This window comes from Pseudomonas sp. NFACC42-2, from assembly GCF_900116055.1.
GTDB classification, from domain to species: domain Bacteria; phylum Pseudomonadota; class Gammaproteobacteria; order Pseudomonadales; family Pseudomonadaceae; genus Aquipseudomonas; species Aquipseudomonas marginalis.
The window spans coordinates 69,375-95,888 of sequence record NZ_FOZO01000017.1 but is presented as its reverse complement, the minus strand read 5'-3'; the positions used below and the strand labels follow the sequence as shown (position 1 = coordinate 95,888).

Annotated in this window: 27 protein-coding genes; 13 read left to right on the top strand and 14 right to left on the bottom strand. The window is 60.8% G+C overall.

Features of this window, described 5'->3' with window-relative positions:
- Positions 1-76 precede the first annotated feature (76 nt).
- On the top strand, positions 77-769 hold the full coding sequence (locus BM416_RS23740) for an NUDIX hydrolase (RefSeq protein ID WP_092489654.1): 693 nt from the start codon (positions 77-79) through the stop codon (positions 767-769).
- Between the two features lie 138 nt (positions 770-907).
- Here BM416_RS23740 and BM416_RS23735 read toward each other — a convergent pair whose 3' ends face one another.
- Both BM416_RS23735 and BM416_RS23730 read right to left on the bottom strand, forming a co-directional pair.
- Entirely contained in the window at positions 908-1,681 is a 774-nt protein-coding gene (locus tag BM416_RS23735) for an L-iditol 2-dehydrogenase (RefSeq protein ID WP_092489653.1), read from the bottom strand.
- 21 nt (positions 1,682-1,702) lie between these two features.
- A complete protein-coding gene (locus BM416_RS23730) occupies positions 1,703-3,013 on the bottom strand; it encodes an ABC transporter substrate-binding protein (RefSeq protein ID WP_092489652.1) in 1,311 nt (436 codons plus the stop codon).
- A 211-nt stretch (positions 3,014-3,224) separates the two neighbouring features.
- Between BM416_RS23730 and BM416_RS23725 the strand changes: the two genes are divergently transcribed.
- The 3 genes from BM416_RS23725 to BM416_RS23715 all read left to right on the top strand — a co-directional run bounded on the left by BM416_RS23725 (position 3,225) and on the right by BM416_RS23715 (position 6,309).
- Positions 3,225-4,163, top strand: a complete 939-nt coding sequence (locus tag BM416_RS23725) for an AraC family transcriptional regulator (protein ID WP_092489651.1) — start codon at positions 3,225-3,227, stop codon at positions 4,161-4,163.
- Positions 4,164-4,318: 155 nt separating this feature from the next.
- Positions 4,319-5,266, top strand: coding sequence for a nucleoside-specific channel-forming protein Tsx (locus BM416_RS23720; protein WP_092489650.1), 948 nt, complete (start codon positions 4,319-4,321; stop codon positions 5,264-5,266).
- A gap of 14 nt (positions 5,267-5,280) precedes the next feature.
- A complete protein-coding gene (locus BM416_RS23715) occupies positions 5,281-6,309 on the top strand; it encodes a purine-nucleoside phosphorylase (protein WP_092489649.1) in 1,029 nt (342 codons plus the stop codon).
- Between the two features lie 16 nt (positions 6,310-6,325).
- On the opposite strand, the gene BM416_RS23710 is transcribed toward BM416_RS23715, so the two are convergent.
- From BM416_RS23710 to BM416_RS23700, 3 genes are all read right to left on the bottom strand, one after another.
- The gene (locus BM416_RS23710; RefSeq protein ID WP_092489648.1) at positions 6,326-7,285 is read right to left on the bottom strand and encodes a quinone oxidoreductase family protein; all 960 of its coding nucleotides are present in this window, start codon (positions 7,283-7,285) and stop codon (positions 6,326-6,328) included.
- A gap of 30 nt (positions 7,286-7,315) precedes the next feature.
- Positions 7,316-7,489 (bottom strand): DUF1427 family protein, encoded by a 174-nt coding sequence (locus BM416_RS23705; protein ID WP_081744482.1) that lies wholly within the window; start codon positions 7,487-7,489, stop codon positions 7,316-7,318.
- Between the two features lie 69 nt (positions 7,490-7,558).
- Positions 7,559-8,332, bottom strand: coding sequence for an AraC family transcriptional regulator (locus BM416_RS23700; protein WP_092489647.1), 774 nt, complete (start codon positions 8,330-8,332; stop codon positions 7,559-7,561).
- 116 nt (positions 8,333-8,448) lie between these two features.
- Here BM416_RS23700 and BM416_RS23695 point away from each other — a divergent pair, with 116 nt between their 5' ends.
- On the top strand, positions 8,449-8,691 hold the full coding sequence (locus BM416_RS23695) for a DUF6555 family protein (protein WP_092489646.1): 243 nt from the start codon (positions 8,449-8,451) through the stop codon (positions 8,689-8,691).
- A gap of 16 nt (positions 8,692-8,707) precedes the next feature.
- On the top strand, positions 8,708-8,971 hold the full coding sequence (locus BM416_RS23690; RefSeq protein WP_092489645.1) for a hypothetical protein: 264 nt from the start codon (positions 8,708-8,710) through the stop codon (positions 8,969-8,971).
- Between the two features lie 44 nt (positions 8,972-9,015).
- Here the strand turns inward: BM416_RS23690 and BM416_RS23685 are convergent, their stop codons facing one another.
- The 3 genes from BM416_RS23685 to BM416_RS23675 form a co-directional block, all read right to left on the bottom strand.
- Positions 9,016-9,186, bottom strand: a complete 171-nt coding sequence (locus BM416_RS23685; protein WP_074846300.1) for a metallothionein — start codon at positions 9,184-9,186, stop codon at positions 9,016-9,018.
- Between the two features lie 88 nt (positions 9,187-9,274).
- Positions 9,275-9,727: a DMT family transporter gene (locus BM416_RS23680; RefSeq protein WP_092489644.1), complete on the bottom strand. Its 453-nt coding sequence runs from the start codon at positions 9,725-9,727 to the stop codon at positions 9,275-9,277.
- 4 nt (positions 9,728-9,731) lie between these two features.
- Positions 9,732-10,220 carry a DMT family transporter gene (locus BM416_RS23675; RefSeq protein ID WP_092489643.1) on the bottom strand — a complete coding sequence of 163 codons (489 nt, stop codon included), beginning with the start codon at positions 10,218-10,220 and terminating at the stop codon, positions 9,732-9,734.
- Positions 10,221-10,337: 117 nt separating this feature from the next.
- On the opposite strand from BM416_RS23675, the gene BM416_RS23670 reads away from it, so the two are divergent.
- The 3 genes from BM416_RS23670 to BM416_RS23660 all read left to right on the top strand — a co-directional run bounded on the left by BM416_RS23670 (position 10,338) and on the right by BM416_RS23660 (position 12,120).
- Positions 10,338-11,270 carry a LysR family transcriptional regulator gene (locus BM416_RS23670; protein ID WP_092489665.1) on the top strand — a complete coding sequence of 311 codons (933 nt, stop codon included), beginning with the start codon at positions 10,338-10,340 and terminating at the stop codon, positions 11,268-11,270.
- A gap of 116 nt (positions 11,271-11,386) precedes the next feature.
- The gene (locus BM416_RS23665) at positions 11,387-11,746 is read left to right on the top strand and encodes a type II toxin-antitoxin system Phd/YefM family antitoxin (protein ID WP_175539094.1); all 360 of its coding nucleotides are present in this window, start codon (positions 11,387-11,389) and stop codon (positions 11,744-11,746) included.
- A complete protein-coding gene (locus tag BM416_RS23660; RefSeq protein ID WP_092489642.1) occupies positions 11,743-12,120 on the top strand; it encodes a type II toxin-antitoxin system VapC family toxin in 378 nt (125 codons plus the stop codon). Before BM416_RS23665 ends, BM416_RS23660 begins: the two co-directional genes overlap by 4 nt.
- A gap of 21 nt (positions 12,121-12,141) precedes the next feature.
- Here the strand turns inward: BM416_RS23660 and BM416_RS23655 are convergent, their stop codons facing one another.
- From BM416_RS23655 to BM416_RS23645, 3 genes are all read right to left on the bottom strand, one after another.
- Positions 12,142-13,461 (bottom strand): Nramp family divalent metal transporter, encoded by a 1,320-nt coding sequence (locus BM416_RS23655; protein ID WP_065939789.1) that lies wholly within the window; start codon positions 13,459-13,461, stop codon positions 12,142-12,144.
- 41 nt (positions 13,462-13,502) lie between these two features.
- A complete protein-coding gene (locus BM416_RS23650; protein ID WP_092489641.1) occupies positions 13,503-15,056 on the bottom strand; it encodes a DUF726 domain-containing protein in 1,554 nt (517 codons plus the stop codon).
- A 93-nt stretch (positions 15,057-15,149) separates the two neighbouring features.
- Positions 15,150-15,932, bottom strand: coding sequence for an AraC family transcriptional regulator (locus BM416_RS23645; RefSeq protein WP_092489640.1), 783 nt, complete (start codon positions 15,930-15,932; stop codon positions 15,150-15,152).
- A gap of 103 nt (positions 15,933-16,035) precedes the next feature.
- On the opposite strand from BM416_RS23645, the gene BM416_RS23640 reads away from it, so the two are divergent.
- The 3 genes from BM416_RS23640 (at position 16,036) to BM416_RS23630 (ending at position 19,455) form a co-directional block, all read left to right on the top strand.
- Positions 16,036-16,893, top strand: coding sequence for an EamA family transporter (locus BM416_RS23640; RefSeq protein ID WP_092489639.1), 858 nt, complete (start codon positions 16,036-16,038; stop codon positions 16,891-16,893).
- A gap of 126 nt (positions 16,894-17,019) precedes the next feature.
- On the top strand, positions 17,020-18,828 hold the full coding sequence (locus tag BM416_RS23635; RefSeq protein WP_092489638.1) for a monovalent cation:proton antiporter-2 (CPA2) family protein: 1,809 nt from the start codon (positions 17,020-17,022) through the stop codon (positions 18,826-18,828).
- Positions 18,829-18,900: 72 nt separating this feature from the next.
- Positions 18,901-19,455, top strand: a complete 555-nt coding sequence (locus tag BM416_RS23630) for a DcrB/PsbP domain-containing protein (RefSeq protein ID WP_092489637.1) — start codon at positions 18,901-18,903, stop codon at positions 19,453-19,455.
- 69 nt (positions 19,456-19,524) lie between these two features.
- Here BM416_RS23630 and BM416_RS23625 read toward each other — a convergent pair whose 3' ends face one another.
- Genes BM416_RS23625 through BM416_RS23615 form a run of 3 tightly spaced genes read right to left on the bottom strand, consistent with a single transcriptional unit; the run spans position 19,525 to position 21,611 of the window.
- On the bottom strand, positions 19,525-20,244 hold the full coding sequence (locus BM416_RS23625) for an alpha/beta hydrolase (RefSeq protein WP_092489636.1): 720 nt from the start codon (positions 20,242-20,244) through the stop codon (positions 19,525-19,527).
- An 11-nt stretch (positions 20,245-20,255) separates the two neighbouring features.
- A complete protein-coding gene (cobF, locus tag BM416_RS23620) occupies positions 20,256-21,011 on the bottom strand; it encodes a precorrin-6A synthase (deacetylating) (RefSeq protein WP_092489635.1) in 756 nt (251 codons plus the stop codon).
- Positions 21,012-21,056: 45 nt separating this feature from the next.
- Entirely contained in the window at positions 21,057-21,611 is a 555-nt protein-coding gene (locus tag BM416_RS23615) for a histidine phosphatase family protein (protein WP_092489634.1), read from the bottom strand.
- A 302-nt stretch (positions 21,612-21,913) separates the two neighbouring features.
- On the opposite strand from BM416_RS23615, the gene BM416_RS23610 reads away from it, so the two are divergent.
- Entirely contained in the window at positions 21,914-26,494 is a 4,581-nt protein-coding gene (locus BM416_RS23610; RefSeq protein WP_139237771.1) for a dermonecrotic toxin domain-containing protein, read from the top strand.
- The last annotated feature ends 20 nt before the right edge of the window (positions 26,495-26,514 follow it).

Sequence of the window (26,514 nt, the reverse complement as noted above, 5' to 3'; positions counted from 1 at the left end):
CTATCCTGACGCAGGTACATGACATATCTGTTCGATCCGTTAGACTGTGCCCCACCGCTGTTCGGAAGGACGTCACATGCCCCTTAGCCCCTACCTCCATACCGTCGACCTGTGCGTGCTGTGCTACTGCCGCGCTGCCGGGGAACTCAAGCTGCTGTTGAACAAGCGCGAAGCCGAACCCTTCGCCGGGCATTGGGCGCTGCCGGGGGTGGTGGTGAATGGCGGCGTGCAAGATCTGAGCCTCCAGGATGCGGTGGAACGCTTGCGCGCCAGCAGCAAGGTCGGCCTGGAGCTGGCCTGGAGCGAGCAAGTGGGCACGGTGGGCGATGCGTTTCGCGATCCGCGTTGCTGGTCGTCGTCCACGTACTACCTGGCGATCGTCGCGGATGAGGTGGCGCCGAGTGAGCATCAAGGCTGGTTCGCGCTGCAGGCGGTGGCTGATGGCAGCATCAAGTTGCCGTTCGATCACAACAGCATCGTCGCGGCCGTGCAGGAACGGCTGTTTTCCAAGTCGCTGTACAGCAACTTGCCGCTGATGTTCCTGGGCAATGAGTTCAGCGCGCCGGAGGCGACCACGATCTTTTCCCTGGTGCTGGAACGGCCGGTGCTCAAGACCAGTATTCGCCAGCGCCTGTTGAAGCTGACGGAGGCGGGATATTTGCGCGAGACGGGGCGCAAGAAACAGGGTGAAGGCGGCAGGCCCCAGGCGACGGTGGAGAACCTGAAGCCCGGGGCGGTTTACTTCTTTGATCGCAGTTTTGCCGACTAGGCACCCTTTTCAAGAACGATGACCTTCAAATGTGGGAGGGGGCTTGCTCCCGATAGCGGTGTGACAGTCAGCAAATAGAGTGACTGATCCACCGCCATCGGGGGCAAGCCCCCTCCCACATTTTGAGCGGTGTATGGCTTAGTTCATCCAATTACCGCCATCCACGTTATAGGTTTGCGCCACTACGTAGTCAGCCTCTTTGGACGCCAGGAAAATCGCCATCCCGGTCAAATCCTGCGCCGTCCCCATCCGCCCAAACGGCACCTCGGCCCCCACCCGCCGCTTCTTCTCGCCAGGTGCCAGCCCTTCATGCCTGGCGAACAGTGCATCCACCCCGTCCCAATGCTCGCCATCCACCACACCCGGGGCGATGGCGTTGACGTTGATGCCCTGCTTGATCAGGTTGAGCCCCGCCGATTGCGTAAGACTGATCACTGCCGCCTTGGTCGCGCAGTAGATCGCCACCAATGGCTCGCCACGCCGCCCGGCCTGGCTGGCCATGTTGATGATCTTGCCGCCATGGCCCTGGCGGATCATCTGCCGGGCGGCGGCTTGCAGGGTGAACAGCGTGCCGGCGACGTTGATCGAGAACAGCCGATCAAAGCTGTCGCGGGTGATGTCGACGATGGGCGCCAGGTCGAACAGCGCCGCGTTGTTGACCAGGATGTCGAGCTTGCCGACCTGGGCGACCACGGCGGCAATTGCGCTGTCGATGGAGGCCTGGTCGGTGACGTCCATCGCCACCGCGTAGGCCTGCGGGCCAAGTTCGGCGGCGGTGGCCTGGGCCCGCTGCAGGTTGATGTCGGCGATGGCGACGGTCGCGCCTTCAGCGATATAGGCCTGGGCAAACGCGCGGCCAATCCCGCGCGCCGAGCCGGTGATCAGCGCGCTCTTACCTTCGAGTCGTTTCATAAGGCATATGTCCTTTGAACATTATTTGGGATAGCCGGCGCGTTTCATTTCGCGCTCGGTGGTGGACTGCGCCTGGAGCAACGCCTGCTCGACCGACATGCCCCCCGTCAGCGCCGCCGAGAACAGCTTGCCGACGGACGTGCCGATGGCCTGGAACTCGGGAATGGTCACGTACTGGATGCCCACGTACGGCACGGGTTTGGCCGACGGATGCGCGGGGTCGGCGTGCCGCATCATCTCCAGGGTCACCTGGGCAAACGGTGCGGCCTGGAGGTACGCCGCGTTGTAGGTGGACTGGCGGGTGCCAGGCGGTACGTTGGTGATGCCTTCTTTATCGGCGACCAGCTGGATGTAGTCCTTGGACGTGGCCCAGGCGATAAAAGCCTTGGCGGCGTCCTTGTGCTTGGACGTGGCCGGGATGGCCAGCGACCAGGCGTACAGCCAGGAGGAGCCTTTGTCGGTGACTTCGGTGGGAGCCGCGGCGAAGCCTACGCTGTCGGCGACTTTGCTCTGGCTCTTGTCGGTGGTGAAGGAGCCGGCGACGCTGGCATCGACCCAGATCGCGCACTTGCCGCTATTGAAGAGCGCCAGGGTTTCGTTGAAGCCGTTGCTGGACACGCCGGGCGGGCCGTATTGCTTGAGGGTGTTGACGTAGAAGTTGGCGGCGGCGGTCCATTCGGGACTGGTCAGCTCAGGCTTCCACTGCTCATCGAACCAGCGCGCACCGAACGCGTTGGCCATGGTGCTCAGCAGCGCGATGTTCTCGCCCCAACCGGCCTTGCCGCGCAGGCACATGCCGTACTGGCCTTTGTCCTTGGCGGTGAGCTGGGCGGCGAATTCACCGAGCTGGGTCCAGGTCGGGTGCGCAGGCATGCTCAGGCCGGCCTGCTTGAACAGGTCGGTGCGGTAGTAGGTGACGGTACTTTCCCCGTAGAACGGCAAGGCATACAGGGTGTCGTTGACCGACAGGCCCTGGCGGACCGAGGGGAAGATATCGTCGGCGTCGTAATCGGCCGGCAGTTGGGTCAGCGGTTCCAGCCAGTGCTTGGCGCCCCACAGCGGGGTTTCGTAGGTGCCGATGGTGAGCACATCGAACTGGCCGCCCTGGGTGGCGATATCGGTGGTGAGGCGCTGGCGCAGCACGTTTTCTTCCAGCACCACCCAGTTGAGCTGGATGTCCGGGTGCTGCTGCTCGAACACCTTGGAGAGGCGTTGCATGCGGATCATGTCGCTGTTATTGACCGTGGCGATGGTCACGGTATCGGCAGCCTGGCTCGGCATGGCCAAGGCCAGGCCGGAAAGCAGGAACAACGCTTGCGGAATCTTGGACATAGCGGTTTCCACCTGTTGTTTTTGTTGTTGAGGGCCGATTACAGCAGCTTGGGCCGGGCCCTCACAAACGCCTGGGGCATGCCTGGCTGATACTTTTTTAACCGCTGCATAGGGCGCAAAAAAGTATCAGTGCCGGGCGAAACCGGGGGTAGCGCAGGGATTGCCAACCCGCGTATTTTTAGGCGATTCCACAACTAAAAGAGGCATGACCATGCCCATCAGCCGCGCCAAGCTGTTCGAACATCGCCCTGCCGAACTCGAAGTGATCCTGCCCGAGCCGCAGCACTGCTTTCGCTGGTTCGAACATGACTACCCTTACGATCTGGCACGCTGGAATCACCATCCCGAATTTGAAATCCACCTGATCCGCCAAGGCAGCGGCAAGTTGGTGGCGGGCGACTATATCGGTGCGTTCAGTGCCGGGCATATCGCGCTGATCGGCCCCGACCTGCCCCATGACTGGATCGGCGAACTGGCCCCCGGCGAACACTTGAGCGGTCGCGACGTGGTGCTGCAATTCGACGGCGCCGCCCTCCTCGCCCTGCGCAACACCCTGCCGGAACTCGGCGACTTGCAGCCCTTGTTCGAACAGGCCCGGCGCGGCCTGGAGTTCAGCGGCGACACCGCCGTGCAGGCCGCACGCTTGATGGAGGCCATCGGCAACGCTCACGGCCTGCAACGGCTGATCCTGTTCCTGCAACTGCTCGACTGCCTGAAAAACGCCCCGGCCCAGCAAGTAAAGGCCCTGGCCAGCCCCTGTTACGCCCCGACCCTGGACGCCCGCAGCGCCGAGCGCATCAACAAGGCCTTCGACTACCTGATGCGCGAACTCACCGGCGACCTGCGCCTGTCAGTGATCGCCCAGCAGCTGGACATGAGCGAACCGGGCTTCTCGCGCTTCTTCAAGCGCAACACCGGCCATGGATTTATCGACCTGATGCGCAAATTCCGCGTGCAACGTGCCTGCCGGTTGTTGCTGCAAAGCGAGATGTCGGTGGCGGATATCTGTTTTGAAGTGGGCTACGCCAACCTGTCCAACTTCAACCGGCACTTCCGGATCGAGATGCACCAGACACCCAGCGAATATCGCCGCGAAACGACGATGCACCTGTTGAACCCCTTCGAAAAAATGACACCCAGTCATTCCTGATCAAAAGGTCGATTAATTTATATTTTTTCCATGACATTCAAGCCATTGGGAAAAGTTGGTACAGCCTGTGCAACCGTTTGCGGTACGAACTTGACCGCCAAGTTCACCACGACCCGATGAATCGGGTTCAAACCGCGTACGAATAGGGACTTTCAATGCTCTCCACCTCAAGGCCCCGTGCCTGCTTTGGTGTTTCCTTGCTACTGGCCGCCGTAACGGGAGTACTCAGCCCGCCCATTTTGGCGCAGGAAAAACCCGTGGATGACTCAGCACAGGGCGAAACCCTGAGCCCTGAAGCCAGCCCGGCAAAAAAAGGCGTCTATCTGTCGGAATGGTTCAACCAGGACCTGACGCTGATCGGCAGCAAAGACATCAGCTTCGGCCCCAAGCCCCAGGATGATGTCTACCTGGAATACGAGTACTTCGGCCGCAAGGGGCCCTTCGAGTTGTACGGCTACATCGACGTGCCGAAGATCCTCGGTATCGGCAACAGTAACGACAAAGGTGCTTGGGACCATGGCTCGCCGGTGTTCATGGAGCACGAGCCGCGTATCTCCATCGACTACCTGGCCGGACGCAGCCTCGCCATCGGTCCGTTCAAGGAATGGTATGTAGCGTTCGACTGGATCTACGACCACGGCAGCAATAAGGCCAACCGCGCCAACACCCTGTACAGCGGCCTCGGTACGGACATCGACACCCACTCGCGAGTCAATTTGTCGGCGAACTTCTACGGGCGTTACCAGTGGGAAAACTACGGCGCCAGCAATGAGTATTCCTGGGATGGCTACCGCGCACAGATGAAATACATCGTGCCCATCGGCAAGTTCGACAACGGTGCGTCGCTGACCTATATCGGTTTCACCAACTACGATTTCGGCTCGGACCTGCACAAGGACAACCCGGCGCGCACCGCCAACGCCCTGGTGGCGACCAACGTGCTGCTGTATTCCTTCACCCACCTGCGCTTCACCCTGGTCGGTCGTTATTTTCATAACGGCGGCAACTGGGAAGATGGCAGTGAGTTGAACTTCGGCGAGGGTAACTTCCGCGCCCGCTCCGACGGCTGGGGTTATTACGCAGGCGTGGGCTACCAATTCTGATCAAGGAGTATTAGATGAATATATTTACCCGTCTTTCGCTGGCCGTCGGCCTTGCCCTGCTGCCCCATGTAGTGCTGGCTGATTCTGCTGCCCCCATCAAGCCCAAGGTGATGCTGATCACCATGTTCGCCCCCGAGGCGCAAACCTGGATCGACCGCCTGGAACTCAAGCAGGAAGTGCGCGTGCCGGGCCTGTCCGCCGAATACCCGGTGATCCGCTGCAACACCCGGGACGTATGCCTGCTGGTGACCGGCATGGGCCAGACCAACGCCGCCGCGTCCACCCTGGCCCTGGCGTTGTCGCCCAAGTTCGACCTGCGCCAGAGCTATTTCCTGATCGCCGGGATTGCCGGGATCAGCCCGAAACACGGCACCATCGGCACGGCCGCCTGGGCCCACTACCTGGTGGAGTTCGGCACCCAGTGGGAGCTTGATTCGCGGGATGCACCCAAGGATTGGCCGACCGGCTACCTTGGCATCAACACCAAGGGGCCCAACGAAAAGCCGCCGCTGGACTACAAGACCGAAGTGTTTGAACTGAACCCCAAGCTGCAGGCCAAGGCGTTCGCCCTGTCGCACACAGTCGAACTTACGGAAAGCAAAGAGTCCGCCGCCTGGCGCAAACACTACCCCGCCGCGCCCGCCAACCAGCCGCCGCAAGTCACCCGCTGCGACACCCTGGCGGGCAATACCTGGTTCTCCGGTACGCGCCTGAGCGAACGCGCCGAGGTGTGGACCAAGTTGCTCACGGATAACAAAGGCGAATACTGCACCACCCAACAGGAGGACAACTCCACCTACGAAGCCCTGCTGCGCGCCAGCCGTGAAGGGTTGGTGGACATCCAGCGCCTGGCCGTCGTACGTGCCGGTTCGGACTTCGACCGCCCATACCCCGGCTACAGCGAAGTCGACAACCTACTCAAATACGCCGACCAGGGCGGGTTCGTACCGGCGCTGGAAAACCTGTACCGCACGGGGAACCCGCTGGTGCAGGCGATCCTCAACAACTGGTCGGCCTGGGAAAAAGGCGTTCCAGAAGCCTAGTGCAGCCCAAAAAGTGTCAAGGCAGGAAGATGATTTTGTCCGCACTGCCTTGGTTCACCTCCCCATAGCACTGCACCCCATCGGCCAGCGCCACCTCGCGCAGGCCGCTGGGCAGCGGCAACAAGCCCTCGTCGAAAAAACGTCCGAACTGCTCCAGCATCACCGCGCACTGCTCACAGTTGTAGAGCAATGAATTGATCCCCACCACCGAGCCGCCCTTGCGATACAGGGCCAGGGCCGGCAGTTGTACGTGACCGTCCACCGGCGCGGCAATGATCGCGATGCGACCGAACGGCGCCAGGCCTGCCACGGCCCCCGGCAGCCAGAAACCGGTGGTATCGAAGATCACATCGGCGCCACCCTTGAACACCGCATTGACCTGCGCGCCCAGCGCTTCGGGCTTGCCCAACGCAATCGCGTCGTACCCTTGCGCCTGTAATACCTCGACCTGGTCAGCCTTGCGCACCGCCGCCAACACCTGGGCACCCAGAACCCTCCCCAAGGCTAATGCCGCGCTGCCCACCGCCCCATTGGCGCCGATCACCAGCAAGCGCGTGCCTTTATCCACGCCACTGCGCTGCAGCGCATCCCAGGCCGTGGTGTAGGGCACTCCCAGGCTGGCGGCCTGGGCAAAACTCAGATGGACAGGTTTATGCGCCACGCCTTTGGCCGACACGGTGAGGTATTGGGCGTGGGAACCGTCGGCGAAAAAGCCCAGGTCGCGACCGGTGCCCCAGACATCCTGCCCCACCAGCGCCTGCGGACCTTGCACCACCACGCCGGCGAAGTCGCGGCCAGGTATGCGCGGCACGGTGGTGTAGGGGAAACGCCCGAGTACGTTCTTCACGTCGCTGGGGTTGAGGCCCGCCGCCTTGATCCGTACCAGCACTTCATCGGCGGCCGGCACCGGCGTGGCGACGTCGACGAAGCTCAGGGCGCTGAGGTCGCCAGTGGCGGAAAATTGCAGTGCTTTCATTGCCAGTATCCATCGAAGGGAGAAAAGGAATCAGGACCACCAACCGCTGAGCAACTGCCGCCCCATGGGCCAGAGTTTTTCGCCGAGCAGCATGCCCATCAGCCCTACCAGCGCAATGGCGGGCGGTGCGGGCGAGCGGAAGTCCAGGGCGCCGTAGATCACGCCGACAAAAAGGCCAATGCCAAGGGAGATCAGGTAACTCATGGGGGCGACGCCTGTTGGGTTGATGGGCTTAGTGTAGGGAGCCCATCCCGGCAGCATCGGCCAAGGGCTTCAGGATTTCGGCCAACTCACGTACTGGGAAGGCGCCATCCCCAGTTCGCGCCGGAACATGTCGCTGAAACTGCTCGGCGAATAACCCAGGGAACGCGCGACAGCACTGACCGACTGGCCCTGGATCAGCTCGGCCACCGCCGCCAATTGCACCTGGCGGCGCCATTCGGCAAAGCCCATGCCCAGGTGGTGCTGGAACAGTCGCGCCAAGGTGCGCACGCTGGCACCGGCTGCTTCGGCATGCTGCTCGAAAGGGATGTCCAACGAAGGCGCGGCCATCACCGCCTGGCAGGCGCTGATCAACCGGCGGTCAGCTTCCACCGGCATGGCGATACGAATCTGCGAGCGCCGCGCCCGTCGCAACTCCAGCAGGGCCAGGCCGACCAAGGCGGCGTAATACCCCGCGTCACCGCTGTCGCCCTGTTCCACCAGCGTGACGATCAATTCACGCAGCAGCCCACCGACTTCAATCACCTGCACCTGGCTGTCCAATGTCGCCGCCAAGGCTGGGCGCAAGTAGATATTGCGCATCTGCAAATCCGACACTACCCGGATGCCGTGCTCCACGCCCGGCGGCAGCCAGACCGCACGCTGGGGCGGTACCACCAGGGCTTCACGAGGCGTCTCGACCCACATCACGCCGCTCATGGCATAGAGCAATTGGCCCCAGTCGTGGCGATGGGGCTCCACGTACAGGCCACGCGGGTAGGTGCGCGCCAAGGGTTGCACGGGGACGGCGTGATCACTGAGGTCAGGGGGTGCAGCCAGGGCCATGGGGAGCACATCTATCGGGAGTCAGCCGCCATGGTAAAGACCACCGCCGGACAATCCGAGTGAATTTTTACCGCCGAGGGCGATCACTTGCTTACACCACCAGGGTTGAGGGGCCAATGAATAACGCAAAACTGTTTGTGATCGACTACACCCTCCATGGCGAAGCCAAGTCATTCATTATTCGTCTGGAAAGGCTCGATGCCGCCGAAGCCTGGCATTGGGCAAGCTGTGACGCCGGCGTGGGCCGTATCGGCCGGTTTGCCCGCGAGCGGGTGAAGAAAACCAGCCAGGAACAGGCGGAGAAATTCGGCATCACCCAGGTGCAATGGCGGCGCTCGGATGCGCGCGCCCAGGCTTGATCAAGGAGAAATGAGCATGGATTCAATCAACGGCAGGGCGCGCATCGATTACACCCGGGACACGTTGTTCGGGCCATTGGCCAAGCATGTCGAGTGTCAGGTGAGCGTGCAGCATAAGCCCGGCTGGCTGGTGCTGAAGGTGTTCCAGCCGCTGCCGGACGATTTGCATGATGCGCAGACCCTGGTGCTGGCCCTCGAAGGTCGACGAACCAGCGGCGTGGTAAAAGACAGCCGGCGCTTGTCCGACCACAGCCTGCGCCTGGAGCTGGAACCCCAGTAAGCGATACGCAGGGAGCCCGCTATCGACGCTCCCTGCGAACGTATTCAGCCTTTAGCCGACTTGGCGCACTCGCACCCCGTCGCCGCCGCACAAGGCTCGCCATGGGCATGGTGCTCGGCACAGCCCTGGCAGCAATAGCCCTTACCGTCCTTCATTACCGCATCGACGCCCAGCACACACTTGCAATGCGGGCAGGCACAGGTTTGATCAGGCATGGCCAGACTCCTTCTTCATGGTCGTCCGGTGCGGCGGTTGCCGGCACCTTAAGCAGTGACTGCCAGGCCTCGGCGATGGTTCAAACCATCAGTCGGTGCGCGTATTGCTGCGGTACATGAACACCAAGGCCAGAGCCAGGCACACCATCGCCAGGATGCGGCTGCTCGACAGTTCGACAGCCGGGTTGCCCAGCCACCCGAAGTTATCGATCAGCATGCCCATGCCCAATTGCCCGGTGATCACGGCCACGGTTGCCACTGCAGTACCGACCACCGGCACGGCCCCGACCATCACCATCATGTACACCACGCCGAACAATGCACCGGTCAGTTGCCATTTGGGCACGTCCAGCAGGCTGAGGGCCTGGGCCGGTTCGAAGAAGAAAATCAGCAGCGCGGTGGTCAGCGCGCCCACCGCAAACGTCAGCAGACTGCTGCGCAACACGCCCACCGCCTGGCCGAGGCGACCATTGATTGCCGCCTGCACACTCAGCACCGCACCGGCAGCAATCACCAGCACCAATAACAGAATCAGATTCATCGCCTTACCCTCGTGCAATCAGAACAAGTGCCGCCACAATCAACGCCAGGGCTATCCAGCGCTCACCATTGACCCGTTTGCGTGCAGTGCCGAACCAGCCGAAATGGTCGATCAGCACGCTCTTGCCCACCTGGCCGGACAAAATCGCGATCATGGTCATGGCAATACCGATGTGCGGCGTGGCCAGGGTCAGCACCACCACATACATCGGCCCCAGGAACCCACCGATCAGTTGCCAGCGCGGCAACTCGGACAACGCCGGGCCCTTTTGCGGGCCGCTGAACAGCTGCAGCAAAAACAGAATCGCCGAGCCGACGCCGAAGATGCTCAAGGTTGCCCATAAATGCCCGACCTGCACGCCCAATGGCCCGAGCAACCCGGCCTCCACCGACAGGCCCATGCCCGCCAGGATCACCAGCGGCAACAACAGCAACCGTAAAAGGCTGTTTTTTGGCCTGGCTTGCGCCACACCCTCGATAGAACTGGCCTGCATACATCACCTACGCGTCAATAAAGGAAACATGGCGCGCATTATCCGGTGGCCTGCCTGTGCGATAAATGGGAGTATGCCGACAACACCTTTGCGCAATACGCACAAACCGGAGGCCTGATGCAGGGCTTGAATGAATTGAGTTTCAAGGCACTGCGCCTGTTCGTCGCGGTGCTGGACCACGGCAGCTTTTCCGAAGTGGCTCGCCGCGAAGGCCTGGCGCCCTCTTCCATCTCCCGGCAGATCCAGCTGATGGAACAGGCCCTCGGCCAGCAGTTGCTCTACCGCCACACCCGCGCGGTGAGCCCCACCGAAGCCGGGCGCCTGCTGGGGCGACACGCGCGCTTGCTGCTCGAACAGCTGGAAGCCGCCGGCCAGGCCCTGCAGGAACAGGAAAGCGAACCCAGCGGCCTGGTGCGCATCAATGCGCCGATGGTGTTCGGCCAGCGTCACCTGTCACCGTGGCTGGGAGAGTTGTGCCGGCGCTACCCGAAGCTGCAATTGGACATCCAGCAAACCGATACATACGTCGACCCGCTGCAAGACGGCACCGACCTGCTGTTCCGTATCGGCGTGCTCAACGACTCCAGCATGCAGGCACGCATCTTCGCCCCCCAGCGCTTTCGCCTTGCCGCCAGCCCCGCCTACCTGGCCCGCCAGGGCACGCCCCAGCACCCCGAGGAACTGCTCCATCACCAGTGCCTGGCCTACAAGGGCATCACCGGCCAGCAACGCTGGTTCTTCCGCAAAGGCCAGGGCGACTGGACGCCCTACAGCGTCAAGGGCCCGATCACCGGTAACCACGCCGACACCCTCACCCACGCCGCCGAACAAGGCCTGGGCCTGGTGGTGTTTCCGTCCTGGCTGATCGGCGAAGGCCTGCGTGCTGGCACCCTGCAAGCGGTACTGACGGAATACGAAGTGGCGACCACGCTGGAGCCGCAGCAGATCGCTGCGTTATGGCCGGGGAGCCGCAGGCTGTCGCTGAAGGTGCGCACGGTGATCGATTATTTTGTGGAGTGTTTTGGGACGGTACCGTATTGGGATCGATGAGCGGTTGAGGAATTTTCCGAGTAGTAAAAGTAGGCTCGGTCTGATTTAACGGGCCACTCTATTTTGGACAGGGTGCATTGGGGCAGACTTTGGCGATGTCTTTTTGGAGAGATGCCATGGTTTTCATGTACCCAAAGCCGTCGCGCGCTGAACGTGCGGCGGCAACCAGCGGTCGGCTCGTCTTGGATAGCTCACCCAGTTTTGGCTATATTTGGCCAAAATACGCGGAGCACCTCATGATTACCGTACCCTTGGGCGAAGCAAAAAATAACCTGTCAAAACTGGTGGATGACGCCGCCGCCGGCAAAATTATCACCATTGCCAAGCATGGACGTGCGATGGCACAACTCGTTCCTGTGGGGAAATCCAACGGTCAGCGAATTGGCGCGATGAAAGGAAAGCTCGTTGTCCCCGAGGACTTTGATGCGCCCCTGCCAGGCGAGCTGCTGGATGCGTTTGAGGGCAGCCATCCATGAGGGTGCTGCTGGATACCCATGTTCTGCTCTGGGCACTGAGTGACGACCCGAAGCTATCCAGCAAAGCCCGACGACTGATCGAGAATGCCGCAGAGATCTACGTCAGCGCGGCAACCTTCTGGGAAATGGCGATCAAGGTCGGCCTTGGAAAACTCGATGCAGACTTGGACGAAATCCGGGGATATTGCCTTGAAAGCGGTTTCGTCGAACTGCCCATCACCTCGGAACAGGCGATTGCCGTAAAGGATCTTGAGCCTCATCACAAAGACCCTTTTGATCGGTTTATCGTAGCGACAGCCATCAGTGAACCGATGAGGCTATTGACCGCCGACACGCAGATTGCCCAGTACACATCCTTGGCAATCCTGGTATAGCCCGCCCCCACGGCCTGGAACTCAGAACACCCACTGCCCGATCAACCACGCATTGGCGCCACTGATCAGCGCAAACAGAAACCACGCCAGCACCCGGGTGTGCAGGCGATTGACGAACGGCCCCATCAGCTGCTTGTCGCCGGTCATGCGGATCAACGGGTACAAGGCAAACGGCAGTTGCAGGCTGAGCACCACCTGGCTGAGGATCAGCAGCTTGCCAATGGCCTGGTCGCCCATCAGCCACACCCCGAGAAACGCCGGGATCAGCGCCAGCCCACGGGTGATCAGGCGGCGTTGCCAGCAGGGAATGCGCAGGTTGAGATACCCCTCCATGATCACTTGCCCGGCGATGGTGCCGGTAAAGGTCGAGCTTTGCCCGGACGCCAGCAAGGCGATGCCGAACAGGATGCTGGCAAAGGCGCCGCCCACCAGCGGGTCGAGCAAGCGGTAGGCATCCTGGATCTCCACCACCTCAGTGTGCCCGGTCTTGTAGAAGGCGGAGGCCGCGAGTATCAGGATGGCGGCGTTGACCAGCAGTGCCAGGGCCAGGGAGCCAATGGTGTCGATCCGGGCCAGCTTGATCGCATCCTGTTTGCTGGCGAGGTCTTTGCCGATCAGACGGGTTTGCACGACCGAGCTGTGCAGGTAGAGGTTATGGGGCATCACCGTGGCGCCGAGAATACCGATGGCCAGGTACAACGGCGCGGCATCGCTGATGGCCGACAGTGATGGGGTAAAGCCGCTGAGCACATCCGGCCAATACGGTTTGATCAGCACCAGTTCAATAAAGAAACACACGCCGATGGTCGCCACCAGCGCCAGCATGATCGCTTCCAGGCGGCGAAAACCACGGTTCTGCAGGGCCAGGACCAACAGCGTATCGAAGGCGGTGATGACAATGCCGGTGGTCAGGGAAACGCCCAGCAGCAGGTGAAACGCCAGGGCGCAGCCGAGCACTTCGGCGAGGTCGGTGGCGATGATGGAGATTTCCGCCAGCACCCACTGGGTGCGTGCGGAGCGTTTGCTGTAGCGCTCACGGCACAGTTGCGCCAAGTCCTTGCCGGTAGCGATACCCAAGCGCGAGCACAGGCACTGCACCGCCATCCCCGCCAGACTGGCCAGCAGCACCACGAACAACAGGCTGTAGCCGTAGCGCGACCCGGCTTCGATGGCAGTGGCCCAGTTGCCCGGGTCCATGTAGCCGATGGAGATCAGCAGGCCGGGCCCGGCGAACATCAGGATGCGTTTGAAGAACGACGCCTTGGGGTCAACGGCAACGGAGCCGGCCACTTCCGGCGGGCAGAATGGAGCGGTAGCGATTTTCGGCAGGCTGAATTTCACGCGGTATCCCAGGCAAACACACTCGACAGGGGCTCAGCTTATCAGTCGGACGCAACCGTGCGCATCACCGTCTCCCGAGGCAGGTCAAACGCCTCCACGACCTGCACCACCAGGTCCACCTCCTGGTTCAAGGCTTCACGCTCCATGCGCTGGCGAATCACCCCGATCACCAGCACGGCCAGGGTGGTGATCGAGTAAGCCGGGCCGGAAAACGCCCGTACACCGCTCACCAGCAGCATCGCCGCCGCCAACGCCTGGCCGACCACCGGGATCGCGGAGGCCGCACCACGACGCAGGATAAACCCGGTCAACCCGGCCAGCGCCGTGCCGCTCAACGCCGTAGTGGCTGTTCGGCCGACATCGAAGCGGCTGAACAGACCCTGCTCCTTTTGCGCGGCCGCCTTGAGTTCAGCATCGAATACCTGGCGGTCGGCGTGGCTGAGTTTGTCCTTGTACTGCTCGAGCAGTTTTTCCGCGACCTGGGCTTCGAGGTCAGCCAGTGCCACGGTTCCTAAGGGCTCGGCAAACTTGATTCCCAGTCGCTGCGCCACCTCTTCGGCAATCTGCCGATAGTTCACGCCATGGCCACGGGCCAGGTTCATAAAGCTGTCGCCGCCCATGCGCTGCAACTCGATGGCCAGCTTGAGCGGCTCGCGCACCGTGGCGTCGATCGACGCACTGCGCTTTTGCGCCATCAATTCGGCCAGGAACGCCAGCTCCTCCGGCCGCGCCTGCACCAGGGCCGCCAACAAGTCGGTGTCCTCTTCGGCAAAGCGTACCTCGCTGCTGCGCTGGTCGGCGCGGATCAGGCCGCGCCGCTCCTGCAACAGGTCGGTGTACTGCACCACGGTCTGCAACTGCGGCCAATAAGCGGCGTGATCGAAGGTGGCCAGGTGCACATTGGTAACCTTGGCCTTGAGTGCCGGCGTCACCGGGATCGCATACCGGCCGATGCACCGCTCGGTGTCCGGCTTCATGGCCAGGGCCCAGTCCTTGCTGGAGTGGCAATTGATCACCCGCCCCTTGAGCGGCGCACACACCTCATCCCAAGGGCTGGACGTACAGATCGCCCCGCCCATCAACAGCAGGTTGTCCAACGGCAGTTCCCGTGCGGTATCCGGGCTGGCCAGCAGGCTCTTGACCAGAATCCGCGCCCCCAGGGAATGCCCGATCAGGTTGATACGCCGCACCTCCAGCGCCTCGCCATGCAGGTAGCTGGCCAGCTCCGGCAGCAAGCTCCTGGCCACTTCGTCCACCCGCGCCTCGACGCTTTTGTAGTGGTCGAGAAAATAGGCAATCGCCTTGCCCACGCCGACGGTCGCGGCACCGATGCTGCCGCCCCCCAGCATCGCGGCGATCACCTCCTTGAAGGGCGCAAACAGGTTTTCCAGGAAATGCCCCGCCGGCCAGAACAGCATCAGGTTGGTCGAACCCTCGATACCCGCCAGCTGTTGCTTGAAATTGCCCAGCTGTTGCCGGTTAAAGAACGCCGAGTAACCGTGAACATAGAGATTGAGCACATCGCCCTGAGGCTCGCCGCACAATACGAACGTGGGCTTGCGGGTGCGGTGCATTTCATCCCACTGGTGCTGCATGGGCCGGTGACTCCTGGTGACGAGGGACGGCGATAATAACAAAGGGAGGCCCGTAGAACGGTGAATCCTGACCGGCGTGGCGGTCGCGAAGGATCAGAACTGCGCCGCAGCCTTTGATCTGGCCAGGTAGCGCGCCGGCGAATCCCCCAGGTTGCGCCGGAACACGGAGGTGAATGCACTGGAACTGCTGAACCCCAATTCGAACGCGACATCGGTGATGGACGTGCCATGGCTTAGCCGTGCGGTGGCTTCCAATAGGCACACCTGTTGGCGCCAGGACACGAACGTCATCCCCGTGCCCTCGTAGAAATGGCGGGTGAAGGTGCGCCGGCTCATGTTCGACCAATCAGCCATCTCGTCGAGGGTGATTCTCTGCGTGGGCGCATCCAGGAAGCGCTGACACGCTCGCGCCAGCCGCGGCTCGCACGGCAATGGCGCGCTGAGTGGCAGCTCGGGCATGGCTGCGATTTCATCAATCAACAGCGTCAGCACGCAGTGATGCCTCACGCTGGGTAATGCCGAGGAGTCGATAGCCAGCGCCGCCTCCAGTAAATGCCTGAGCAGGGGCGACACTTCAAACACCTGGCAGCGCTCCTGCAACCGCGCCCGCTTAGCGGCATCGGCGTCCAGGTAGGTATTGAGCATCACCACATCCCCGCGCATATGCATTTCATGGGGCACACCACCCGGCACCCAGATCGCCCGTTGCGGCGGTACCACCCAGTTGCCGAGATCGGTGAACATTTTCAGCGCGCCGGTGGAGGCATAGGCGAACTGCCCACGTGAGTGCGTGTGCCGCTCAAAGACGGTGCCGCAAGGGTATTCGCGCAGTGTTACCACGGCTTCAGGGCTGGCGGAGTCAAAGGTCAGAATCATGGCCCGATTCTGTCAAAAGATGACCTTACATAGCAAGCGGGCCAGCCAACCACCCCCTAACATCCACGCCCTTGGATAACTGTAATGACCAAGGGAACATTCCATGCTGAAAAAACATCTGGCGCTCGCCGTGCTCGTCACCTTGGTATGGGGGGTGAATTTCCCCATTACCAAACTGGGCCTGCGCTCGGTCGACCCCTTCGTCCTCACGGGCATCCGCTTTGCCCTCGCCGCCCTGCCGCTGGTGTTCTTCATCAAGCGCCCCGCCGTCAAATTCAGCTACGTGGCCGCCTACGGCGTCATCTTCGGGCTGGGCATGTGGGGCGTGATCAACTATGGCATCGAGATGGGTGTGAGCCCCGGCATCGCGTCATTGATCATTCAACTCAGCGTATTTTTCACCATGGGCTGGGGTTGCGTGTTGTTCAGGGAAAAACTCCGCGGGACGCAAATGGCAGGTGCATTTCTGGCCCTGATCGGCCTGGCAGCTATCATCTCCACCCAGGAAGGCAGCCACGCAGTGCTGGGCGTGATGCTGATCGTATTCAGCGCGCTGGCCTGGAGCGTGGGCAACGTCATCATCAAAAAGTCGGGGGTCACTGAGGTCTTCTCGTTCATGGTGTGGGCCAGCCTGTTTCCGCCGATCCCGTTATTTCTCATGGCTTGGCTGATGCATGGCAGCGCGCCGTTCGAAGGCTTGCAGTCGAGCCTCGACATCATGGCGATCCTGTCCATTCTGTTTCAGGTGTACCTGGCGACGCACTTTGCCTACTGGGGCTGGAACTCGCTGCTCAAGCGGTACCCGGTGTCCACGGTGGCGCCACTGTCGTTGTTGATTCCGGTGTTCGGGATCAGCAGTTCGATGCTGCTGATTGGCGAGCGCGTTCCCGCGCCAGACCTGATCTCGATTGCGATCATCATCGTCGGCCTGGCCGTGGGTTTGTACCGCAAGCCGGCGTGAACCGCCCGCCGCCAGACACACACTGGCGTGTTGTCCCCTCAAACGCAGCAAAAACACAATTTTCGAAATGTAAAAAGCGCTCTAATACCCTCCTGTCGATTGGTTTTAAAGATCCTGGAGTTCGTAATGCCCCATGAAGGCAATCTGTTACAAGCAGCCGTGGTGTTCCTGCTCGCCGCTGTGCTGACCGTGCCCCTGGCCAAGCGCCTGCAATTGGGCGCGGTGCTGGGCTATCTGTTTGCCGGTGTGATCATCGGCCCGTCGGTATTGGGCCTGATCGGTAACCCGCAAAGCGTCGCGCAGTTCTCCGAACTGGGCGTGGTGTTGCTGCTGTTTATCATCGGCCTGGAGCTGTCGCCCAAGCGTTTATGGGTGATGCGCAAAGCGGTGTTCGGCGTCGGCCTGGCCCAGGTGCTGCTCACCGGCCTGGTCATGGGCGCGGTGGCGTTGTGGCTGTTTGGCCAGTCGTGGAACAGCGCAATCGTGCTCGGCCTTGGCCTGGCGCTGTCGTCCACCGCGTTCGGCCTGCAAAGCCTGGCCGAGCGCAAGGAGCTGAACCAGCCCCACGGGCGCCTGGCGTTTGCGATCCTGCTGTTCCAGGACATCGCCGCGATCCCGTTGATTGCCATGGTGCCGCTGCTGGCCGGCAGCGATCATCCGACCACCGAGGCCCAGGGCCTGCAACACGTCCTGCAGATCCTCGGCAGTATTGCCGTGGTGATCATCGGCGGGCGCTACCTGCTGCGACCGGTGTTTCGCATCGTCGCCAAGACCGGCCTGCGCGAAGTGTCCACCGCCACCGCCTTGTTGGTGGTGATCGGCACCGCCTGGCTGATGGAACTGGTAGGTGTGTCCATGGCCCTCGGCGCCTTCCTCGCCGGCCTGCTGCTGGCGGACTCGGAGTACCGCCACGAACTGGAATCCCAGATCGAACCGTTCAAGGGCCTGTTGCTGGGGCTGTTCTTTATCAGCGTGGGCATGGGCGCGAACCTCAGCCTGCTGCTCAGTTCGCCGCTGGTGGTGATCGGCCTGACCCTGCTGTTGATCGGTTTGAAGCTGCCGTTGCTGTACGCCGTGGGGCGTATGGTGGGTGATCTCAACCGCGAAAGCGCCCTGCGCCTGGGTGTGGTGCTGGCGGCGGGCGGTGAGTTCGCCTTTGTGGTGTTCAAGATCGGCCGCGACCAGGGCCTGTTCGAACCGCACCTCTACGACGTGCTGGTGCTGACCATCACCCTGTCCATGGCCGTCACCCCGCTGTTGCTGCTGGTCTGCCCCAAGCTGTTCAAGCCCAAGGTCAAGCCGGTGGAAGTGCCCGAGGAATACCGCGCCATCGAAAGCGATGCGCCGCGCGTGGTGATCGCCGGCATGGGCCGAATGGGCCAGATCGTCGCGCGTATCCTGCGCGCGCAGAACATCTCCTTCATCGCCCTCGACACCTCGGTGGAAACCATCGAGTTGACCCGCAGTTTCGGCGGCATGCCGGTGTTCTACGGTGATCCGCAACGTCCGGAGATCCTGCACGCCGCCAAGGTCGACCAGGCGGAGTTCTTCGTGATCGCCATGGACGACCCGGAGATCAATATCAAGACCGCCGAACTGGTGCGCAACCTCTACCCGCACATGCAGATCATCGCCCGTGCGCGTAACCGCCAGCACGTGCACCGCCTGGTGGACCTCGACGCCTCGCCGGTTCGCGAGACCTTCTACTCCAGCCTTGAAATGAGCCGTCGCACCCTGGTGGGCCTTGGGTTGACCCAGGCCCAGGCCGATGCCCGCATCACCCGCTTCAAGCACCACGACCTGCAAGTGCTCGCCGCCCAGCACGCGGTATACGACGATGCGGCCAAGGTGATGCAAACCGCCCAGGAAGCCCGGGCGGAACTGGCGCGACTGTTTGAGATGGATCGGCTTGAGGAAGAGTCCGACAAGGTGTGAGGCTAAGGATGAACGATATTGCGAATTTTCTGACAGAATGTGCCGCAATTTCGTTCACCCCTGGAGCGCTTCATGGCCACGTTCACCAAGACCGCTATCCTGCTGGCCCTCGCGCTGACCGCCGGCAGCGTCTTCGCCGCCGCCAAGCCGGCCACGCAAACCATCTCCACCTTGGGCGGTAAGTTCAACTTCAATCTGCCCAAGGCCTACGCCGCCGACACCCTCCCGGCCGGCAAGGCCGAGGACGGCACCGCTGATACCCAAGGCACGATGTACGCCAACCAGACCACAAAAAGCGTGGTGATCGTCGCCGAAACCGTGCGCAACGACGGCGTAACCATCAAGGACAACGACCCGCAATTCCTCGATGGTGCCGTGGCCGGTTTCGTCAAGGACCAGCGTGCTGCCCTGCCCGACTTCAAGAAGCTGAGCGAGAAGAAACTGACCTTCAAGGGCCTCGGCCTGCGTCAGGTGGACAGCACCGCCACCCAGGGCGGCGGCAAGACCTTGAACTCCACGTTCCTCGGCGGCTCCGGCAACCACTTGCTGGTAATCCAGGCGATCTCGCGGGCCGATGATGCGAAGGGGCATGCAGAGCTGGTGAAGCAGATTACCGGCGGCAAATAACAAAGAGTCCTGACAACACCCATCAAAGGTGGGAGGGAGCTTGCCCCCTCCCACCTTTGTTCAACGCGCTCACTTCAAACTCGTTTCCAGCCAGGCCTTCAGATCCTGCACCTCCGCCTCACTGACCGTGTGGTTCATCCCCGGATAGCCATGAAACTCCGGCTTCAACCCAAGCCCCACCAACACCTCATTCGCCCGCGTCGCCGACGCATACGGCAGTGCCTGGTCCAGGGTGCCGTGGCCGATAAAGATCGCCAGTTTATTCAAGCGTTGATCCGGCTTGAGCTCAGCCTTGAGCACCGGCAGCACGCTGCCACTCAACGCTGCAATCCCGCGCACCAGCTGCGGGTCACGTAAAGCCACCTCATACGCCATGATCGCGCCCTGGCTGAACCCCACCAGGAACACCCGGTCAGGCTGGGTGTGATACTTCGCGGTGGCTTGGCCGACAAAATCCTTGATCAGTTGGGCGCTGCTGTGCAAATCGGCGGTCACACCATCGTAATCGCCGTCACCCGGGGTCTTGGTAAACCAGCGAAAGCCATTCGGTTGCACCGGCGTCGGCGCACGGGCCGAGAGGTAGGTCCAGGTGGACGGCAGTGCGTCCTTGATGCCGAACAGGTCTTCCTCATTGCTGCCGAAACCGTGCAGGAAAATCACCAGCGGCTCGTTGCGCGCATCGCCCTGGGTCTGTTCCAGGTAAGCCAGCGGCAAATCGGTGTGCAACTCGGAATCGGCGTGGGCAACGCCGGCCACCAGGGTCAGCGCGAGGGCAAGCAATTTGAGCATGGGACGTGACCTCAGGGTTTGCGCAGCAAGTAAGTGTCCATGATCCAGCCATTCTCCAGGCGCGCCGCCTTGCGCACCCGTTCGATCTGTTCCGCCACTTCACTGACCTTGCCGCTGATCAATATCTCATCCGGCGTGCCCAGGTAGGCGCCCCAGTAAATCTCCAGGTCCTGATCGGCCACCGTGCGGTAGGAGTCTTCTGCGTCGAGCATGACTACCAAGGTATCGGCCTCGCTGGCCTGCCCCGCCGCCAGGCGACGCCCGGTGGTGATCTCGATGGACTTGCCGATACGGTTCAACGCCACCTTATGCTGGGCCGCCAGGGCCTGCACACTGGTAATGCCGGGAATCACCTCGAATTCAAAGACGCAGCGGCCACTGGCCAGAATCGCCTGCAAGATGCGAATGGTGCTGTCGTACAGCGCTGGGTCGCCCCAGGCCAGGAAAGCGCCCACTTCATCGTCGGCCATTTCCTCGTTGATCATGCGTTCGAAGGTGGCCTGCTTGTCGCGGTTGAGGTCCTGCACGGCGGTGGTGTAGTCGATCTCACCGCGCACACGCTCGGGGCAGTCGGCCTCGACAAAGCGGTAGCCGGGTTCGGTGATATAGGTCTCGCAGATCTCACGGCGCAGGTCGATCAGCTTGTTCTTGCTCTGGCCCTTGTCCATCAGGAAAAACACGTCGGTGCGGTTCAGCGCCTTCACGGCCTGCATCGTGATGTAGTCAGGGTTGCCGGCGCCAATGCCGATGATCAGGATGCGTTTCATGGGTTGCTCTCATTGCGGGGCGTGGATTTTGCCATGTTCACGCACTCAGGCGTGAGTTTCCAGGCGCAGGCGCCACACCGTGTTGAAGCGCAGTTCGGTGGCAGACAGGGGCTCGACGTCGATCCGGTAGAACATCGACACCGGGCACTGCATGACATGCAGCAACGCGGCGCGGATGACAAAGGGATGGGTGATGGCCACGATGTGCCCGGATTGGGCCTCCAGGGTTTGCATCCACTGCGCCACCCGCCTGCACACCTGATCGACCGACTCGCCGCCATGGGGCGCGCTGGCGCTGTCAGCGAGCCAGGCCTGCAACTCGTCGCCGTGCAGGCGACCAATGTCCATACCTTTCCATCGTCCGAAATCGCCATCGCGCAGGGCATCTTCAATCACCGCGTCACTGCCGAACAGTTCTGCGGTCTGCCTGGCGCGTGCCTCGGGCGCACACACCAGTCGCGGGGTTTTCTTATAGCGCCCGGCCAGGGACAGCGCCGCGGCTTGCCAATCCATCGCGACGGACTCGTTATCGGGAAAACGCCCGTACTGTTGAGCAGGCGTGGTGGCGTGGCAAATGAGGGTCAAGCGGGTGGCCTGCATCACTGCTCGCTCTGCATCGGGGTAGGGCTCCGTATAGGCCAGAAACACATCGGCGGAACTACTGAGTTTAGACACACCACTCCCTACAAGCCACACGTCGCAGGCAACAAAGCGCGATTACGCTGTCGTCTTTTCCCTGACCACTACGAGAAAATCCTATGAGCATCATGTCCCGGCCGGTAGCCGTACAACCACAACCAGCTACAACCAGATCACCGGCGAGCGCTCAGGACAGCGAACCATCAGTACAGGGCAGGACCAAACGATCACTGACTCAAACTCAAACCGTCACACAGTGGCCTGTGAATCCACCGCCCAACCCCAGGGATCCACGCTTTCAAAGCATCCAGGAACAAAGCAAACAACTGGTGCAGAAGAGCGATAAGGAAATGGCGAGCCAGTATGGCGCCGCATTGATGCTGCTGGAAAGTCGCAAAAACTCTGTGATAAAAGCCGGTGACCAGCCTCCCACGATCACTGAAATTCCACCGTTTTCCACCTTCGGCCAGGCTTGGGCACTCTTCACACTGGCGCTCAAACAAGAGCCGTTTGCAAGCTATGCCAAGAACCACAACATCGATATTTCCAGCCTCAGGTGGTTCCCCCATGCGGATTCGATGGAATGCACTATCAATGGCAAGACTCAACTTTTCTCCCATGCTACGCCTGGCTGGCGAGAAGCCAGCGCCGCTGTCGCAGCCGCGGCAAAGGAGGTGGCTGCCGGTCGAGTTGAATCGTTCCAGTACACCGGCGAACACAGCGCCCCCATTGACGTAGTGGGTAACTTCTATGGCGAAGAGCCCGTGAACCGTCAGTTCGACCTGCTCGGTTCAATCCGCGCCCTCCAGGTCGGCAACTTCAAATCCCTGATGCCCCACAACGGTCCGCTGGCGCCGCAATTCATGCGCGTCAGGACGGCACAAGGCGAAGTCGAGAACGCCATCGCCACGGCGACCTATAACCACACCCGGGGTGTAGCTGACGCCAACCGCACGCCAACAATCTCGCAACGTGTCGAGGAGGCCGACCGGGAAATGGCGCGCAGAGTCAGCAGTTGGGTGACAACCAAGGCCACATACAGCGGCCCCAACACTCGTATATGGAACAACTTTAGCACCTACAACCTTCCTCAAGCTTCATCCTATGCACAGGCAATGGAAACCTATAAAGCGTCCCTCTCCAGCGACGCTTTTATGAAGTTCATGCAAAAACACAACATAGACCCCACAAGCGTGGAGATCAATTCATCGACTGGGGACTTAAGGTGCCGAAAAATGGATTCAAACGGCAACCATCGCTTGTCCACGTTCACCGCAGGCGAATCTGAAGAATGGGCAGCCCTTCAACCTGACATTTGGAAGGCAGCTCGCAACATAGCAGGTAGCACCTCCACATTCGTGCCGAACTACAAGCACACTGAATACACCTACCCCATCGTGTGGATCATGGATTTTTACGGAGTCCGCGAGCATTACGACTCAGCACAGTGGCTCGAACAAAGTGCACAACTGATTCGCAACGGTTTCCCTGCCCTGGACAAAGACAATCCTGCGAACGACGCACTCTCCCTTGCTGTGCGCGAACACCAACAGGCAGCCAAACAGCGCCTGGCGCATACAGAAGGACTTCCCCCACCAAGCTTCCCCGTTCCCATATCGCCGTTCAGACGCAACCTGGTCGACGCGGCCATACCCACGCCTGCCACGCCATCCGCACAACCCGCTCCATCCGCCCAGCCCGCAACGCCAGTGAGCGTCATCGGCCAGCGTCTGTTTGAGGGCGAGCCGGATTTTCAAACGGTGATAGCCGGATTGCTCAAGGATGCCATCAGCACGGCATCTCCCTCTCTGAACGTCGATGTCCAGCAGTTGGCCTTCGCCGCCCCGGACCCGCAGAATCCGGGCCTGTTCCTGGAAACGCCCCTTATGGAACTCGCCCTTAACCATATTGCCGGTGCCGATGCATCGGTGTTCAGCCATGACGGCAAGTTTGTCGACACGCGTGCGGATGCGCAGGCACTTACGGGCAATCCGCCGGGCACCGCGCTGAACATCGATAGATCGGCGCTGCAACTGGCTATCAGTCAGTTGCCAGGCAAGCTGAACGAAGCAGTGCAAGCAGCCAGGCTCGATTATTGGGGCAAGCCACCGTTCAATGAACCCGCCCCTGGTGTAGGTGCCGACGCGTCCATAAGTGTCACGCCCATTTTCGGCGGAGATCGCCGGCTGATGCTCAGTGAGCTGATGCGCAGCAACCTGCGCCTGGCCAGCATGAAACACCCTGGGTTGGATGACATGCAACGCGAAACACTCGACATGGTGACCAAGTATCCCCACGGCTCGACACGCCCAAAATTGGCGGATGGCTCCGAAGTGACCGTGTTCGCTTTCTCCAGCACCGACAATGCCCGCCCCGACACCCCGCAATACCTGACCCCCAACCTTGTCATAGAGCGTAAGCTTCCGGGACGTTCGCTCGTGCTGGTGTGCGAGCCGAGCGGCAAGGTGACCTCCTACAACTCGTTGAATGCAGCCAAACAGGCATGGGAGCAGAACCTCAAAACACAAAAGCCGAACGAAACATTCAGCAACGAGCTGGCCAAAGTGAACGTTGATGCGTTCTACATCCAGGCGAACATCGTGATTAATCGGCATGAAGCAGAAGCCGTGACCACCGAGCCAACATTGTTCAACACGCAGCAAGCGGCTCAAGCGCAGGACAAGCTGTCCGATTGGATAAAAAACACCTCCGATGCCAATCGCTTTATCCTTCACAACCTCGTCATGGAACTGGCGAGTTACATGCGGGAAAATAAAGAGCAAACGTATAACAGCAATATTCCGGACATCCGTACTTTTATCCAGAGCCAATTGGACGCGCGCTCACCCCGGCCCGTGCCCTATGACATCAAGGATGTGGAAGTGGTATTTCATACGCCCTATGGCGTGCCAACCAGCGGGTTCGGATCTATCCAGGTCACTAGGATGCCCCTCACCGACGCGTTCATGCAAAACACTGCAAAATTGCCACATGGTCGCATAGAGGTTCGTCACAAACCGACGGGGACACGGATATCCCCCCTGGAACAGGACGGAGCCCTGAGGGCACTGATTGAGCAAGTCGATATTGGCAAAAACTATCCCGAGCGGCTTAAACGCGAACTGCTCGACGATCCCGCCAAGAAGGCAGAGCGTCAATTACGCTTTGCGCAACACATCCCAATCGAACTGAAGATGCAAGCCTTGGAACAGACGGCCAAAGGCACCGAGGGTTTCGACAACGCCATGGGCTACCGGTACCTCGAGGCAATACTTGATCCCACGCCGGGGAAAAAGTATGTCAATGGCAAGGAGATCACGATACGTCCCTTGGCGTTCATACGCGAGCCGGGCGCCACGCCTGATGTCGTCGAAAACATGTTCCTGATCGAACCCAAGGACAGCACGTCTGGCCCAACTATTCTGTATCGCCCCACGGCGGAAAACGCTTTGCAACAGTTTCCTTCGCGTCAGGCGCTGATGCAGGCGCTGCACAAAACAGGGAAGCTTGAAGAGGACATTATTGCCGGGCTACCTGATGAAACGACCCGCGCGTTCTATGCCAGCGAGGACCACCCAGCAAGAAATACAGTACTTAACGGTAACTTCGTGATACCGAGCCAGCGTGCAGCCCCTACACTGGCCAACGACGGCGAAGCCATCGACAACCTTGCAGCGAAGCTGGAAACCGGGCAGTTGATGGACCACCTTTATGATTCCAACGCCAAAGCCGTGATAAAGCTGGCCGAGAAACAAACGGTCTCCACTGAGCAAAGTAATACAAAGCTCAACAAGCAGCTGTTTTGGCTGGGCCTCGAGACAGTCCTGCCCTTCCTTAGCGGGCGTGCGGCCTTTATCAGCCTGGCACTGCAGACTCAGGCCATCCTCAGCGATATTAAAACCTTGGCCAATGAAAAGGACGGCAGCAAGGAAGCCGCCGCTGCCGACCTGTTGACCAACTTCGCAATGTTGGTACTTCATCAGCATATTCGTGCTTCAAGTTCAAGATCTGCTGCACGTTCAAACTCAAGCAGTGCCGTCGGCATGCTGCCCGAAAATGGTGGGCGACCGCTACTAACTGACAATGCCGTCGTGTCAGGAGGCCGCATCGAACCACCAACGACGGTCGTTGAAAACAATCGTGTGCCCACCACCGAAGTAACAACCTCGACTGCAACAGATGGAACGCAATATCGCCCCATCATTGAAGCCTTCGAAAAAGACGGATTACTGATCAGAACCCTTCAGCTCAGAAACGCGCATCTGGAGTTTCATAACACCGGTGAGAACCTTGACAGCATTCGTGCGCAGGGCGAGGCCAATAGAGGACACGGCGGGCTGCGCAAATGGAGCCTGGCTCAAGCAGACTTGCTGCCCAACTACTACAAAATGGGTGACAACGCTGGAGCACTGCCGCGAAACATGGCCATCTTGGCGTTTCCGGAAAAACTCCAGGACAACATCACCGCCATACATGAAAAAGATGCCTTCTCTGGGAACATCCAGGCCGATACGCGTTACATGGGGCGGGAGAATGCCCACAAAGGCATGCAAGACTTATTGACGGAGCTTAAAACCCAACAAAGCGAGCATCCCGACAACCCACTTGAAAACAGCGAAATCCAGACCGTGGGCGTGCCACCCGATGCACTGGCCGGCCTGGTTTTCTATGGTTCAAACGGTCAGACCTGGGAGGCCGCCAAGCCACAGTTTCAGAAAGCCATTAACCGAGCAGGCCCTGAGTTCGATGGGAAGTCATACCCTGTCTTTACCTACAAGGTAGAGGGCGGAAAAACCAAGCTGGAATACCTCGAAACACTGAAGGTTGATACCAAGACCGGCTAGCAACACCCTTTGCCGGCCAA